Consider the following 15,173-nt stretch of genomic DNA (forward strand, 5'->3'; position numbering starts at 1 on the left):
GGTCACCAGCCGCCCTCTCCCGGGACCAGCCGGCCGGCCTTGCGGTACTCGCGGCGGGCGCCCTCCAGGAGGTCGTCCGCCGTCACCGTGTCGTCGCGTCCGGCGGCGAGGTAGGCGGCGGTGACCACCGCGCTGCGGATCGAACCGCCGGCCAGCTCGAACTCCCGGGCCAGCGGCTCCGCGTCGATGCCGTCGGAGCAGGGGACCCGGGACAGGCCGTGCCGCCAGAGCGCCAGCCGCTGCTCGGCGTCCGGGAAGGGGAAGTCGACCACCAGGTCCAGGCGCCGGGTGAACGCCTCGTCGATGTTGGCCCGCAGGTTGGTGGTGAGCAGGGCGATGCCGTCGAAGGACTCCAGGCGCTGGAGCAGGTAGGCGCTCTCCATGTTGGCGTACTTGTCGTGCGCGTCCTTGACCTCGGAGCGCTTGCCGAAGACGGCGTCCGCCTCGTCGAAGAGCAGTACGGCGTCGGTGCGGTCGGCCTCCGTGAAGATCCGCTCCAGGTTCTTCTCGGTCTCGCCGACGTACTTGTCCACCACCGACGACAGCTGGACCACGTACAGGTCGAGGCCCAGGTCGGCGGCGACCACCTCCGCGGACAGGGTCTTGCCGGTGCCGGACTCGCCCGCGAAGAGGCCGAGGACGCCCCGGCCGCGTCCGCCGCCCGCGCTGAGCCGCCAGTCGCCGAGCACGCGGTCGCGGTGGCGGGCGCGCAGGGCGAGTTCGCGGAGCTGGACCAGGGGTTTGTCGGGGAGCACCAGGTCGCGCCAGTCCACCGCGGGCCGGATGCGCCGGGCGTGGCTCTCCAGGCCGGAGGCGGACTGCCGGCGGGCGGCGAGCCGGACGTGGTCGGCGGTGACCGGGGTGCCGTCGAAGGCGGCGAGGGCGCGGGCGGTGTGCGCGGCCCGCCGGATGCGGTCGCCGCCGAGCCGGTACGGGGCGACGGCCGTGGCCAGGTCGAACCCGTCCGCGTCGGCTCCCAGTGCGGCCCGCCAGGCGGCGGCTCCCCCGGCCCGGCGGCCCGGGGCGTCGAGCACCAGCGGGTCGGTCGGCGACCAGTGCGGGTCGTACGGGCGGGGGTCCGTCAGCAGGACGGTCACGTCCCCGGCCGCGGTCAGGGCGCGCACCAGGGGGCCCGGCTTCTCGGGCAGGCCCGCCACCACGACCGCCCGCCCGCCCAGGCGGGCCTCCCGCAGCAGCTCGGGGACGTGGTCGGCGGGTTCGGTGCAGCGCAGCGCGTCTATACCCGCGGCGTCCAGGGCGGCGGCTAGCGCGGCCAGGCCGTCGCCCTCGCGCGGTTCGCGCAGGTAGGCGGTGAGCGGGCCCTCGCGCAGTCGGGCGGTCAGCCGGCGGACGAACGCGTCCGTGTCGGTGCCCGCGGCGGGCAGCGGGTCCGGCATCGGGAGCAGCAGGCCGAGGAGCGCGGCGTCCGGGCTGTCGTCGCCGAGCAGATGGCCGAGCAGCCGGTCCGGGGCCCGCAGCGAGCGGGTGAGGAAGGGGCGCTCGGGCTCCTCCACCTCCAGCAGGCCGAGGGCGCGCAGCGGCGCGGACGGGTGGAACCGGGCGCGGGCCGCCGCCGCGTGCTCGGGCACCCCGCACAGGTCGAGGGCGAGGCCCACGGTGGCGCGGCGGCGGCTCACGTCGTTGTTGAGGTAGCCGTAGAGCGGCTCGAAGGTGCGGTCGACGTCGGGCGCGAGGGCGACGAGCAGGACGGCGGTGTCCAGCTCGGTCAGCCGCGCCCGCCCGGCCAGCCGCGCCAGCCGGTCACCGGGGCCGGCCGGGGAACCGGCACGGTCCGGTGAGTCGCCGGCGTGGGCCGAAGCGTCGACGTGGGCCGGGGGCTCCGCGGTCTCGGGCGCACCGGTGCCGGACGGCCAGGTGCGCAGCAGGTGGTGGACTGCCTCGTCGGGCAGGTACAGGCCGCGCAGCGGGTCGTCGGCCGTGGGATCGCCGGCGGTGCGGTGCTCGACCAGCGCGGTCACCCGTTCCCGCAGGACGCCGAGCCGGGCGAGCAGCGCCCGCGCGGGGTCGCCGGACGGGTCGGCGGCCGGTGGACGGCCGGTGCCGGGGGTGCGCACCGTCGGTACCGGGGGCACGGGCGTCGCTGATGTCACTGGTGTCACTGCCGTTTCGTACGACCGTCCGGGGTGGCCTTGCGGGCGGCGCGCGCGGCCGCCACCTGGTGCGGCCGGTGGGAGCGTCCCTGGGGCAGCGGCGGGTCGCCCTCCATGCCGCCGACCCGGACCGTCGCGCCCTCGGTGACCGGGGGCCCGGCGTCGTACTCGGGGAAGGCCGGGAAGGGCGCGGTCACCACCAGGTCGAGGGACGGCTTCAGCTCGCCGCCCAGGGCGGACCAGATCTCGGCGAGGGAACGGGACTCCGTCTGGATGCCGGCCACCGTCAGCGGCACGGACAGCCCCAGCGCGCCGAGCGAGCCGGGGAGTTCGGAGGCCGGCAGCAGCTCGCGGGGCAACAGGGTCGCCAAAACCGCGGACAGCAGCCGGTGTTCGTCCTGCGGGGTCTTCGTCCAGGCCGTCACCAGGTACGACAGCCGGAACCAGCGCGGCGGCTGGCGGCGCTTGACGACGATGTCGTCCTCGTCGCGCACCGACATCTGACCCCGGTGCCGGCGGCTCACGTCCTCGCGGATGTCGTACAAGTAGGTGTTGACCACAGGGGCGTTGCGCCGGGCCGCCCAGTCACGGGTGGGTGCCTCGAAGGCCACGTCGATGCCCGAGTCCGTCAACGCCCCGCTCTTGAGGAGGGTCTTGAGGACCTCGTCCACCTCGTGGATCACGCTCGCGCTCCCGCCTTGCCCGCTGTGGACATCCGTCGTCGTGGACGTCCGTCGTCGATCGTGCCCCGGCGGCTCTCCCGCCCGCACGCGCCACGGGGACGACGGCAGGGCAGCCGGCCCTGCCCGTGCGGCCCCAAGGGCCCGCCTTCGATTGCCCGTTCGGTCAGATGTAGCCTTCCCGGAGGGCATAGGCCACGGCATGCGCGCGGTTGCGCAGATGGAGCCGCGTGGTGAGGCCGTGCATGACGTTCTTGACGGTGCGTTCGGAGTAGGACAACTTGCCGGCGATCTCTCCGGTGTCGAGACCCTCGGCGACCAGCCGCAGGACGTCCACCTCTCGGGGTGCGAGGCCCAGCGAGGGGGCGCCGGGGCGGCCCGCCGCGCCCCGGTGCAGGGTCCCCACCTGGCTGATCAGCCGGCCCAGCAGGTCCGCGGGCAGGTCGCCGTCGCCGCGCGAGGCGGCCAGTACGGCCTGCACCAGCCGGTGGGCGGTGGCCTCGTGCCGCCAGACGATCGCGCCGACGCCGCACTCGACGACGTCCAGCAGTTCGCTCTCGCGGATCGCGCCGACCACGAGCACGGCGCGCGCGCCCTCGCTGCGCACGATCCGGCGCAGCCGGGTGAGCGCCGGGTCGTCGAGCGCGTCCTCGATGAGCAGGGCCACCGTGCCGGGCCCCGACTCCTCGCGCAGGTCTATCTCCGGGTGCCGCCGCAACTGGCTGACCGCGCCCTCGCGACTGATCGGGTCCGGAGCGGACACCGCCACCGGCACGCGCCGGTCGACGACGCCGGCGGCCTGGCCGGAACCGCGCGCCGAGGTGGCGGTGGTGATGGATGTGGTGGTGTTCCGGGGTGAGTTGAGCAACCGTTTCCCCCCTCTTCACGTGCCCGCAATACGGCACAGGCCGGTAGCGGATGTGCGTGTTCCACACTTATGGGACTGCTGGGACTTCGCAATCGTGGACCACCACGAGGTACACCACGAGACCGGCGCGCCGACCCCCACAAGGGGCCGACGGGCAGGCGTCCGGGCAGGTCGCAGGGCGCGCGCGAGGACGCGGGGGCCCGTGGCGACGGCCGCGAGCCACCGTGACCCGCGCCACTTCGCACCACCGTTCACCGCTGTCGTTCGTCTCACACACCGGGGGAGCACCATCCACCACAGGAGGCACCGATGACCGGACCGCTCCGTGAACGCGACGACGCGCACGCGCTGTTGTCCGCCGAGATCGAGCGCGCCCGGGCCGGCGCCGGCCGCCTCGTCCTGCTGCGCGGCGCCAGCGGCACCGGACGCACCGCCGTGCTGGAGACCGCCGCCCGGCACGCCGAGGACCGGGGCCTGCGGGTGCTGCGCGTGCGCTGCTCGCCCGAGGACACCCCGGTGCCCTTCGCCATGGTCCTCCATCTCCTCGGCCCGGTGCCGGAGTTCACCGACATGGCGCCCGGCGGCGACGACCGGGGCAGCGCGGCCCGGCTGTGGCGGCTGCTGCGCTCCTACGCGGCCGAGGGCCCGGTCCTGGTGGCCGTCGACGACGTCCACCTCGCCGACGACTCCTCGCGCCGCTGGCTGACGGAGGCGGCCCGGCACGTCGACCGATTACCGGTTCTGCTGGTCGCCACGGAGCGCAGCCAGTACGACGTCGACCCGCGGCTCCCCGGGCTCACCCAGGCGCTGTCGCCGTCCCTGGTGCGCACCCACACCCTCGCCCCGCTCAGCGACGCGGCGGCGGCCGGGCTGGTCCGCGACGCCTTCCCGAACGCGCCCGCGTCCTGGACGCGGGAGGTCGTACGGGCCGGCGCGGGCAGCCCGCTGCTTCTGCACGCCCTCCTGGACGACCTCGGCGGCACCCCGCACCCCGACGGCATCCCGCCGGTGCCGGACAGTTGCGCCGCGCTGTACCCCGGGTCCTACCCGGCGGCCGTCTCCTGGTGGCTGAACAGCGCGGGCCCCGCGACGGCCGACGTGGCCCGGGGCCTCGCCGCCCTGGAACAGGCCTGGCCCACGGGCCCGCCGCCGCGCCGGGGCGCGCTCCGGCATGCCCTCCCGCACCCGCGGACACCGGCGTCCGGGCCCGTGCCCCGGCACCCGCACGACACCCCGGCGGTGCGGACGCGCCGGCCCGCCGCCACCGCGCCGGGCTGCCGGGACGTGTGGAGCACGGACGCGGGGGACGCCGGCCCGGACCCGCAGGCCGCGTCCTCGCCGTACGCGGGCGCGACGGCCTTCCCGGCGTTCGGCGGACCGGGCCCGCTCGCGGTACCGCGGGAGCACGGGCCCTATCCGCACCCCACCGAGCCCGCCACCGAGGTGCCGTACCCGCCGTCCACCACCGAGGTGCTGTACCCGCCGTACCGGGACCCGTACCCGTTCCCGGAGTCCGCCCCGTACGGCGGCCGCCCGCAGCCCGCACCCGGTGGCGCCGGCTACGGCCGCACCGATCCGCCCGCGCCCGCCCCGTACCCGGCGGCGCTTCAGCACACCGCCTCCCCGCCCGTGGAGGGCGGGACGGCCGGGGACCCGGTCGGTGTGCTCGCCGAGGCGGCCGGGGCCGACCCCGTGCGGATCGAGGGCTGGCTCGCCGCCATGACGAGGCTCGGACTGCTGCGCCCCGACGCCGGCGGCCGCCCCCGCTACGCGCACCCGCTGCTGCGCGACGCCGTGCTCAGCGGCTGGCCCCGGCCGCGCCGCGAGGCCGTGCACCGGGCGGCCGCGGAAGCGATGCTGCGCCGCGGCGCCCGGGTCGAGGCGGTCGCCCGGCACCTGCTGCGCACCCCGGCCGTCGGCCGGTCCTGGGCGCTGCGCGTCCTGCGGGACGCCGTGACGGTCGCCGTGCACGACGCCCGGCCCGCCGACGCCGTCGGGTATCTGCGCCGGGCCCTGGACGAACCGCTGTCCGACGACCTCCGGCAGCGGCTGCTCACCGAACTGGGCTCCCTGGAGTACGCGTCGGCCGACACCCCGACCGCCATCGCGCGGCTCGCCGAGGCCCAGCACCTGCCGGCCGAGCCCCGCAACCAGGTGCGCACGGCCGTCGCCCTCGGCACCGCCCTGGCCGGCCGGGGCGAGATCAGTACGGCGATGGAGGTGCTGCGCCGCACCGAGGGCCGGCTGTCCGGCCACCCGGGGCTCGCCCGCACCGTGCAGGCCGCCGGCGCGCTGCTCTCCGACGAGGACCCGGCGACCCGGCAGGAGGTGTACCGGTGGCTGTCCGACACCGGCCGGAACTCCCCGGAACTGGTCGGCACCGCCGGACAGGCCCTGCTGGTGCGGTACGCGGCGACGGCCGCGCTGATCTCCGCCGACGAGGCGATGACCCGGGTACGGGACCTGCTCGCGCAGCCCACCGACCCGCTCGCCGAACCCTTCCTCCTCGGCACGGCCGCCGCGGTCGCCCAGTGGGCCGACGAACTCGACGAGGCCGAACGGCTCGTGGAACGCGGTCTGGCCGGACAGCACCCCGCCCTGCTGCACCCGATGCGGCACGCGCTGCTCAACACCCGCGCCGACATCGTTGCCTCCCGCGGCGACCACGCCCGGCTGCTCACCCTCGCCGCCGACCCCGGACCCGGGCCCGGCCCCACCAACCGGGACGCCCACGCCCTGATGGCACTGGTCCACACCGGCCGCAGCGAGGAGGCCCTGCGCCTCGCCGACCGCTTCGACCTGCGCGAGGTCCCGGAGAACTGGGAGCTGAACCGCTACCTGTACGCGCGGGGCGTGCTGCGCGCCGCCACCGGTGATCCCATGGGAGCGCTCCACGACTTCCTGGAGTGCGGGCGGCGCCAGTCGGCCCGCGAGGTGGTCAGCCCGGTCGTCACCCCGTGGCGGACCGCCGCCGCCGAGATACGGCTGGCGTTCGGCGGCGGCCCCGAGGCGCTGGCCCTGGCGACGGAGGAGCTGCGGCTGGCCCGGGTGTGGAACACCCCGCGCACCGTGGGCCGCGCCCTGCGGGTGCTGGGCACCGCGACCGGCGGCCGGCGCGGTCTGGAGCTGGCCGAGGAGGCCGTACGGACCCTGCGCGACGCGGCCGTCGACACCGACATGGAGCTGATACCCGCGCTGCTCGCCCAGGGCCGCCAGCTTCTGGACGCGGGCGAACGCCAACGCGCCCGGTCCCGGCTGCGGGAGGCCGCCGACCTGGCCGAGCGCAGGGGCGCCCGGCGCTGGCTCCAGCTGGCCGGACAGGCACTGCGCGAGGGCGGCGCCCGGGGCTCCACGGCGGCCCGCACCGGCGCCGACGCGCTGACCGGCAGCGAGCGCAGGATCGCCGAACTGGCCGCCGACGGCCGCACCAACACCGAGATCGCCGAACTCCTCCACCTCGCCCGGCGCACCGTGGAGACCCACCTGACCAGCACCTACCGCAAGCTGCGGATACGGCGCAGGACGGAACTGCCGGGCGCGCTGGAGCGCGGCGGACACCGGGAACGGGAGGTCCGCCCGGACACCCGGTGCTGAGGACGGGCGGTGGCAGCACGCTCCTCACAGGGCGCGCAGCAGCCGCCCGATCTCCACCTGAACGGCCGCCGGCGGGTTGCCGTCCTCGACGTGCCACAGGCTGTTCTGCAGCACGCGGCCGAGGGACCAGGCGCGGGCCCGCTTCCGGTCGAGGCCGAGGACGTCGGTCATGGCGTCGAAACGCCACCGGGTCTCGGCCGGGTCGTAGCGGTTGTGGAGGGCGGGCAGCAGTTCGAAGCCGGGGTCACCGGCCAGCGGCTTGGGGTCGATGGCGAGCCAGGGGGCGCGGTCCGCGGCGAGCACGTTCTCGTAGTGCAGGTCCCAGTGCAGCAGCCGGTCGCCCGGCTCGTCGGCGACCTCCCGCACGGCGGCGGCACAGTCGGCGACCAGCCGTCGGTCCGCCGGGTCGGGGATGCGCGCCAGCACCCCGGGCGTCCGCTCCAGCATCCCCCGCGCCATGTCCCCGAGCCGCCGCACCCCGGGCGGTGCGGGTGTCGCGGTGAGGTGGGCGAGCAGCCGGGCGATGACCAGGACGGCCGCGCGGGAGTCCTCGACGTGACTGAGCATCCGGCCGGAGTCCAGCCGCTCCAGGAGCATGGTCCCGGTGGCCGGGTCGTGGTCGAGCAGCCGCACCGCTCCGTCACCGGCCCACGCCCGCAGCGCGAGCGGTTCGCCCTCGGTCTCCGCGTCGACGACCTGAAGCTTCAGCACGGCCCCGGTACCGTCCCGGCGCACGACCGGCAGCACCAGCGCCGCCACCCCGTGCATCGCCGGCCCGTCGAGCCGCAGGCCCCACCGCTCCAGAAAACCGGCGGCCAGGTCGGGCAACCCCTCGACGAAGGCCCGCCCGGCCTCCCCGTTGTACTTCAGCTGTGCGGCCGCGAGTCCTTCCGGAACGTCAATCACCCACCCGACGCTACATGCGCCCCCCATCTGCGGGCAGTCGCATCCGCACAGCTGCGGGCAGTCGTGCCTCCCCCAGTGCCTGAACGGCCTGGGAGGTACCCCCAGGGCGGCACGGGTGGGCGGTGGGGGGCACCTCCCGCTCGTGCGAAGTCATCCCACCGGTTCCCGCACCGTCCGATCCGCCGGCACCCCGTGCTTCGGCGCCTTCGCCGTCACCATCACCCCCGCCACCACCCCCGCCAGCAACATCACCGCGGCCGCCACCCAGATCGCGACCGTGTACCCGTGCACGATCCCCTCCCGCACGATCTGCTCCCGCTGCGCGGGGTTCCGCAGATGCGCCGCGATCCACGACGCACTCGTACTGGTCGCGATCGTGTTGAGCAGCGCCGTACCGATCGAGCCGCCCACCTGCTGGGAGGTGTTGACCGTCGCGGAGGTCACGCCGGAGTCCTTGGGGGCGACCCCGGCGGTGGCGGTGGAGAACACCGGCATGAAGGTCAGGCCCATGCCGAGACCCATCAGGAGCAGCGCGGGCAGGATCTCGGCCACGTAGTCCGAGTGCACGGTCATCCGCGTCAGGATCACCATGCCGCCGGAGGCGAGGAGCATGCCGGGCACCATCAGCATGCGCGGGCCCACGTGCGGCAGCAGCCGGGCGGAGATCTGCGTGGAGCCCACGACGATCGCGGCGGTCAGCGGCAGGAACGCCAGGCCGGTCCGGACGGGGGAGTAGCCGAGGATGACCTGGAGGTAGTAGGTCATGAACAGGAACAGCCCGAACATGCCGATGACCGCCAGCATCATCGTCAGGAAGCAGCCCGCGCGGTTGCGTTCCCGGATGACGTGCAGCGGCAGGAGCGGCGTCGCCGCCCGGGTCTGCCACCACACGAACGCGGTCAGCAGGACCACGGACAGGGCGAACAGCGCCAGCACCAGCGGGTCGGTCCAGCCCCGGGGCTGGGCCTCGCTGAAGCCGTAGACGAGGGCGACGAGACCGCCGCAGCCGAGGATCACGCCGGGCACGTCGAGCCGGGCCTCGGCGTGCCCGGGCCGGTCGTGCAGCAGGGCGAACGCGCCGATCACCGCGACGACGGCGATGGGGATGTTGACGTACAGGCACCAGCGCCAGTTCAGGTACTCGGTGAGCACGCCGCCGACGATGAAGCCGATCGCGGAGCCGCTGCCGGCCAGCGCGCCGTAGATGCCGAACGCCTTCCCGCGTTCCTTCGGGTCGGTGAAGGTCGTCGTCAGCAGGGACAGCGCGGACGGCGCGAGGACGGCGGCGAAGACGCCCTGGAGGGCGCGCGCGCCGAAGAGCATCACCGACGTGGTGGCGGCGCCGCCGATCGCGGAGGCGGCGGCGAAGCCGATCAGTCCGATGACGAAGGTGCGTTTGCGTCCCACCAGGTCCGCGACCCGCCCGCCCAGCAGCAGCAGGCCGCCGAACGCGAGGGTGTAAGCGGTGATCACCCACTGCCGGTTGGCGTCGGACATGTCCAGGTCGCGCTGGGCCGAGGGCAGCGCGATGTTCACGATCGTCGCGTCGAGGACGACCATCAGCTGGGCGAGGGCGATGACGACCAGCCCCCACCAGCGGTGCGGATCGCTCTCCGCGGGCGCGGCGGGTTCCCCTGTCCGACCTGTCCGGGAGCCACTCATTTCGCCAGAAGAACACGATTCGGGACGTGTCGCATCCCGTTGCCCGAGCCGTCGCGCGGATCGGCACACCGGCCGCCGGTCATGGTTCGAGGACCACCTTCCCGGTCGTCCCCCGGCTCTCCAGGGCGCGGTGCGCGGCGGCGGCGTCGGCGAGCGGGAAGCGCCGCACGGCCGGTACGAGCCGGCCCTCTGCGGCCTCGGCGAGGGCCCGCAGTTCGAGGGTGCGTGCGGGGTTGGCGCCGCCGGCCCGCTGCATCATCACCGGGCCGAGGACCTGCTGGGAGACGCCCTCGACGAGGTAGGGGCCGCCGTCCCGGACGCCCTTGGCCGCCCAGCCGAAGACCAGGTGCCGGCCGTCCGGCCCGAGCAGGGCGACCGCCTCGCGGGCCACGTCGCCGCCGACGCCGTCGAAGACGACGGTGGCCTCCCCCACGCTCGGCTCCGCTCGCGCGGGGGGACCCCCATCGCCGCCCAGGTGGGCGCGGACCTTCGCCGGCCACCGCGGCTCGGTGTAGTCGACGGCGAGATCGGCGCCGTTCGCGGTGACGAGCGCGGTCTTCTCCGGGCCGCCGGCGAGGCCGACCACCGTGGCGCCGGCGTTCTTCGCGTACTGCACCAGCAGGGTGCCGATGCCGCCCGCGGCGGCCGTGACGACGGCCACGGAACCGGGACCGAGGTCGGCGAACTGGAGGATCCCCATCGTCGTGCGCCCCGTGCCGATCATGGCGACGGCCTCGGCGAAGTCCAGGTTCGCGGGGATCTCGTGCAGGCGGGCGACATCGGTGACGGCGAGTTCGGCGTAACCGCCGGGGGCGAAGCCGAGGTGGGCGACGACGCACCTGCCCAGCCAGCTCGCCGGTGCGCCCTGGCCGAGGGCGTCGACGACGCCGGCGACCTCGCGGCCGGGGATCGTGGGAAGTTCGGGCAGCGCGGGCGTCGGACCCTGAACGCCCTCGCGCAGGGAGGTGTCCAGGAGGTGGACGCCTGCCGCGCGGACGGCGACCCGGACCTGGCCGGGGCCCGGCGCCGGGTCCTCGACCTCGTCCAGGACGAGGTTCCCGGCCGGACCGAAGGCGTGCAGTCGGATGGCGTGCATGGCGGAACCCCCAGGCTGAAGAGCGGAGCTGTTGCGGGCCCCACTCAACGACCTCAAGCCCGCTTGAGGTCAAGCCCGCTTGGGGTCAAGCACGCTTGAGGTCGAGCTCGCGCCGCCCGAGGGCGAGGGAGACCGCCGTCAGGGCGCTGTTGAAGGAGACCTCGGAGAGCAGACCGGGCGAGGCGACCTGGTCGCCGGCGAGGTAGACGCCGTCGCCCCGGTCGACGGCCGGCCGGTCGCGCCAGGTGCTGCCGGGCAGGTCGACGGCGCCGGTACGGCCGTTCGCGACCGCCTCGCGCCGCCAGGTCAGCCGCTCGCGCCAGCCGGGGAAGCCGAGGTCGAGCAGCTGCTCGGCGCGGGCGGTGCCGTCGGCCTTCGACTCGTGCGGCGCGATGGGCACCTGCCCCTGGATCAGCTGCTCGCCCGCTGGTGCCAGCGTGCGGTCCTGCGCGGTGAACCGCTCGATCCACCCCGGCGCGTCCAGGTCGGAGACGGCGAAGGCGTCGCCGCGCCGGGTCCGTACGGCCAGGTCGACCAGTGTGGTGCGGCCGCTCGGCCAGGTCAGCGCCGGGTCGTCCAGCAGACGGCGGGCCGCGTCGAGGGAGGTGGCGACGATGACGGGGGTGTCGGTGGGCAGCGTGTCGACGCGGGAGAGCGTCTCCATCCGGACCCCGAGGTTCCAGGCCAGGGCGGCCATCCGGTCCACGACCCCGGACCAGCCGCCGCGCGGATAGTGCGCCTCGGGCGGCAGTTTGGCGGCCCGCCGCAGCCGCTCCTGCACGAAGGCGGCCGACAGCGACCCCGGATCGTGGTGGAAGAGGGCGACGGCGCAGTAGTGGGCGGCGGCCCGCGCGCCCTCCTCTCCCGCGATCCCGGTCGCCCAGGTCAGGAAGTCGGTGTCGACCGGGGCCGGCCCGACCCCCCGGCGCAGCAGCTTCAGCAGGGCGAACGGCGGGGTGCGGCGCAGCGTCCCCTTGTGGCGCAGCCGCAGCCGGGCCGCCTCCAGCGGCGGGATCGGCGCGAGCGGGCCGATCAGGTCGCGCCGGCGCAGCCACGCCCAGTGCGGGCCGCCGTTGTAGAGGGCGTGCGGGCCGTCGTTGGTCCGGTAGGGGCCGTCGGCGGTCCGGGCCCGCCCGCCGAGTGTGTGGTGGGCCTCGTGGACGGTGACCTTGGCGCCCGCCTCGGCGGCGGTGATGGCCGCGGTCAGTCCGGCGAAGCCGCCGCCGATGACGGTGATGCGATGCATGGCTCGGGTTCTCCCTCGGGTCGGGGTCGCGGTCGGGTCGCCTGGCGCGGCGCCTGTCCGCCCGTACGACGGTCGCGGGGGTGCCGGATGTGACATACGGCCGGGAGAAGGGGTGTTCGTGCAGGTCGGAGGCGGTTGTCAGTGCCGGGGTGCAGCATGGGTCCATGGTGAGGAGAGCGGCGGGGACGACGCGAACGGCGGGCGGGCGCGGCACGACGGCGGTACGCGCGGCGAGACGCCCGGAGCTGCGGCTGCCGCCGCTCACGCCGTACGAGGACGACGGGGGACTGGAGCCCGACGGGGACTACGACGCGCTGGACTTCCGGGAGACGGACCTCACCGGCCAGGACGGCGCGGGCGCCCGCTTCATGGACTGTGCGCTGACCGGCTGCGCGCTGGACGAGGCCTCGCTGCCCCGCGCCCGGCTGCTCGACACGGTCCTCACCGGCGTCCGGGGCGTGGGCACGAACCTCGCGGAGGCGACCCTGCGCGACGTCGAGCTGTTCGACGCCCGCCTCGGCGGCACCCAGCTGCACGGCGCCGTGCTGGAACGGGTCCTGATCCGGGGCGGCAAGATCGACTACCTCAATCTGCGCCGGGCCCGCCTCAAGGACGTCGTCTTCGAGAGCTGTGTGCTGGTCGAGCCGGACTTCGGGGGCGCCCGCCTGGAGCGGGTCGAGTTCGTCGACTGCGCCCTGAAGCAGGCGGACCTCAGCGCGGCCACCCTCACCGACGTCGACCTGCGCGGCGCCGCCCCGCTGGAGCTGTCCCGCGGCGTGGACCGCCTCTCGGGCGCCGTGATCAGCCCCGCCCAGCTCCTCGACCTGGCCCCGGTGCTGGCGGCGGAGCTGGGGGTGCGGGTGCTGGCGGAGGGCTAGGGGGCGTCGTCTGGATCTCGCCGGGGGCGCGGGGTCCGGAGCCGCCCGGCCCCGCCCGCTCAGCCGGCCGACGTGTGCCGGGTCGCCTCGCGTGCCTCGGTGAGCGCCCGCTTCCTGAGGGCGCCGCCGAACAACTGCATCGTGGCGGCGGCCAGGACGTCCTCCATGCCCACGGTCCGCCCGTCCCCGATGCGGGTGGACCGGGCTCCGAGGGAGTCCTTGGGGAACGGGGCCGGGTCCGTGGCCGGTTCGCCCGGCGTCACCAGGGTGACCGCACCGAAGCGTTTGACCCCGCCCTCGCGGACGACCATGGCCGCGTCCCGGGCGAGGCCCGTCAGGAACACGCTCGCGATTCCGTCCAGGTCGCGGACCAGCACCGGGACGGCCGTCACTCCCCGGCTCCGCAGCAGCTTCCTGACCCCGGCCTCGAACCGGTGGGCGCCGGCCACGGCACTCGGCCGGCGCGGCCGGCTGCGCCTCACAGGGGGCACGAGGACCCCCCGGGCGTCGTACAGGTCGCCGTTCAGGCGTCGGAAGGTGGGGCTGTGGTCGTACCACTTGTCGCCCACATCGAGTTCGACGTTCCGGCCGATCGCCGTGAGAAGGTCCCGCGGAAGCAGCTTCTTCCTGCCCTCCTCCGCCGCCGCCCGCCCGGTGCCGTCGACGATCTCCGTCAGCACGGTCCGCGTCACCGACGCGGCGGCCTGCGCGGCCGCCCGGGAGACGTGCATCGAGGTCACTTCCCCGAACACCGCCTTGACGAGAGAGGGCTTGAACGGCGGGACGTCCGAAACCGTCCGGGCCCGCCGCCGGGCCACTGCCTGCACCGTCACTCCCGTACGTCCTGTACGACCTGTGCGTCCCGTGCGGCGGCGGATGCCGCCCCCGACACCGTCCAGGCGGCCACACCCCACAGGCTGAGCGCGCAGACGCCGCCCACCACGAGGCGAACGGTCGCGTCCGAGCCGTCCGTGAGCCACACGACCAGTCCCGCTGCCCCGGCTACGACGAGCAGGGCCGCCGGTACCCGCAGCCGGGGCTGCTCGAACACCGCGGCGAGCGGCAGGAAGTGCAGCCCGACGACGATCGCCACCAGCGGGGGGATGAGCACCGGCATCCCGGCGCGACCGCACACCACCGCGATGGCGATGATCAGCAGCCATTGGAGACCGTTGACCTGCTGGAACCGCCGGCGCCGGTCGGCGGGGAACGGCCCCCCCGCCGACGCGGGGAGAAAACGGCGCGCGGCCAGCATCAGCCCCAACGCGACAACACCCCCGGCCACGACCTCGACCAGCCGCGCCGTCCCGTCGAACGCACTCGTGGCCAGCAGCCACCAGCCGAGCCCGAACAACGCGAGGAACCCCACCCCTGACTTGAACATGATCGACACCCTAGGCGCAGGGGCGGCCCGCCGACCGGGAAGTGAGGGGATTCGGTCGCCGGGTGCCACACTCCGCCCGGAACTCCGCCCGGGTGTTCCCGGAAGACGGGCCGACCAGGTGTCAGCGGGTCTCGACGACAACCCTCTCGATCACCACGTCCTCGACGGGACGGTCGTTGCGGCCGGTCTCGACGTTGGCGATGGCATCGACGACCTGCTGACCGGCGGCGTCGGTGACCTCGCCGAAGATGGTGTGCTTGCCGGTCAGCCAGGTGGTCGGTCCGACGGTGATGAAGAACTGGGAGCCGTTGGTGCCCGGCCCGGCGTTGGCCATGGCCAGCAGGTAGGGCTTGGTGAAGGCCAGGTCGGGGTGGAACTCGTCCGCGAACTTGTAGCCGGGGCCGCCGGTGCCGTTGCCCAGCGGGTCGCCGCCCTGGATCATGAAGCCCTGGATGACCCGGTGGAAGACCGTGCCGTCGTACAGCGGTGCGTTGCTCGGCTGACCGGTGTTCGGGTCGGTCCACTGCCGCTCGCCCTTGGCGAGTTCCACGAAGTTCTTGACGGTTTTGGGGGCGTGGTTCGGCAGCAGCCGGATCTCGATGTCGCCCTTGTTGGTCTTCAGCGTCGCGTACAGCTCTTCCGCCACGGTGGTCCTCCCGTGCGTGGGGTATGGGCCCGGCCAGTGTCCCGGCCGGGTGAGCACACCCTGGTGCGGTGACACGGCGCCTCACCCACACGAGTGGGGGCT

Annotated in this window: 12 protein-coding genes; 2 read left to right on the top strand and 10 right to left on the bottom strand. The window is 75.0% G+C overall.

The genetic code is table 11. The features are described from left to right. Nucleotides 1-2: 2 nt before the first annotated feature. The 3 genes from D1J63_RS20220 to D1J63_RS20230 form a co-directional block, all read right to left on the bottom strand. On the bottom strand, nucleotides 3-2,075 hold the full coding sequence (locus tag D1J63_RS20220; protein WP_164713203.1) for an ATP-binding protein: 2,073 nt from the start codon (nucleotides 2,073-2,075) through the stop codon (nucleotides 3-5). Nucleotides 2,076-2,116: 41 nt separating this feature from the next. After that, a complete protein-coding gene (locus tag D1J63_RS20225; RefSeq protein WP_125630511.1) occupies nucleotides 2,117-2,794 on the bottom strand; it encodes a DUF4255 domain-containing protein in 678 nt (225 codons plus the stop codon). Between the two features lie 163 nt (nucleotides 2,795-2,957). Further along, entirely contained in the window at nucleotides 2,958-3,626 is a 669-nt protein-coding gene (locus D1J63_RS20230; protein ID WP_061447023.1) for a response regulator transcription factor, read from the bottom strand. A 342-nt stretch (nucleotides 3,627-3,968) separates the two neighbouring features. On the opposite strand from D1J63_RS20230, the gene D1J63_RS20240 reads away from it, so the two are divergent. Then, nucleotides 3,969-7,253: a LuxR family transcriptional regulator gene (locus tag D1J63_RS20240; protein ID WP_125630515.1), complete on the top strand. Its 3,285-nt coding sequence runs from the start codon at nucleotides 3,969-3,971 to the stop codon at nucleotides 7,251-7,253. 24 nt (nucleotides 7,254-7,277) lie between these two features. Here D1J63_RS20240 and D1J63_RS20245 read toward each other — a convergent pair whose 3' ends face one another. From D1J63_RS20245 to D1J63_RS20260, 4 genes are all read right to left on the bottom strand, one after another. Beyond that, nucleotides 7,278-8,159 carry an aminoglycoside phosphotransferase family protein gene (locus D1J63_RS20245; protein ID WP_197925151.1) on the bottom strand — a complete coding sequence of 294 codons (882 nt, stop codon included), beginning with the start codon at nucleotides 8,157-8,159 and terminating at the stop codon, nucleotides 7,278-7,280. 150 nt (nucleotides 8,160-8,309) lie between these two features. Then, complete coding sequence (locus D1J63_RS20250; protein ID WP_125630519.1) at nucleotides 8,310-9,821, bottom strand: MFS transporter; 1,512 nt, start codon at nucleotides 9,819-9,821, stop codon at nucleotides 8,310-8,312. Nucleotides 9,822-9,900: 79 nt separating this feature from the next. Next, on the bottom strand, nucleotides 9,901-10,917 hold the full coding sequence (locus D1J63_RS20255) for a zinc-binding dehydrogenase (protein ID WP_125630521.1): 1,017 nt from the start codon (nucleotides 10,915-10,917) through the stop codon (nucleotides 9,901-9,903). Between the two features lie 85 nt (nucleotides 10,918-11,002). Beyond that, on the bottom strand, nucleotides 11,003-12,163 hold the full coding sequence (locus D1J63_RS20260) for an NAD(P)-binding protein (protein ID WP_125630523.1): 1,161 nt from the start codon (nucleotides 12,161-12,163) through the stop codon (nucleotides 11,003-11,005). Nucleotides 12,164-12,327: 164 nt separating this feature from the next. On the opposite strand from D1J63_RS20260, the gene D1J63_RS20265 reads away from it, so the two are divergent. Further along, nucleotides 12,328-13,041, top strand: a complete 714-nt coding sequence (locus D1J63_RS20265) for a pentapeptide repeat-containing protein (RefSeq protein WP_164712902.1) — start codon at nucleotides 12,328-12,330, stop codon at nucleotides 13,039-13,041. Between the two features lie 59 nt (nucleotides 13,042-13,100). On the opposite strand, the gene D1J63_RS20270 is transcribed toward D1J63_RS20265, so the two are convergent. The 3 genes from D1J63_RS20270 to D1J63_RS20280 form a co-directional block, all read right to left on the bottom strand. Then, on the bottom strand, nucleotides 13,101-13,793 hold the full coding sequence (locus D1J63_RS20270; protein WP_241235702.1) for a hypothetical protein: 693 nt from the start codon (nucleotides 13,791-13,793) through the stop codon (nucleotides 13,101-13,103). 77 nt (nucleotides 13,794-13,870) lie between these two features. Further along, complete coding sequence (locus tag D1J63_RS20275) at nucleotides 13,871-14,425, bottom strand: hypothetical protein (protein ID WP_125630530.1); 555 nt, start codon at nucleotides 14,423-14,425, stop codon at nucleotides 13,871-13,873. A 121-nt stretch (nucleotides 14,426-14,546) separates the two neighbouring features. Further along, the gene (locus D1J63_RS20280; RefSeq protein WP_125630532.1) at nucleotides 14,547-15,071 is read right to left on the bottom strand and encodes a peptidylprolyl isomerase; all 525 of its coding nucleotides are present in this window, start codon (nucleotides 15,069-15,071) and stop codon (nucleotides 14,547-14,549) included. Nucleotides 15,072-15,173 lie beyond the last annotated feature (102 nt).

This window comes from Streptomyces sp. KPB2, assembly GCF_003950055.1.
In the GTDB taxonomy this organism is placed as follows: Bacteria; Actinomycetota; Actinomycetes; order Streptomycetales; family Streptomycetaceae; genus Streptomyces; species Streptomyces salinarius.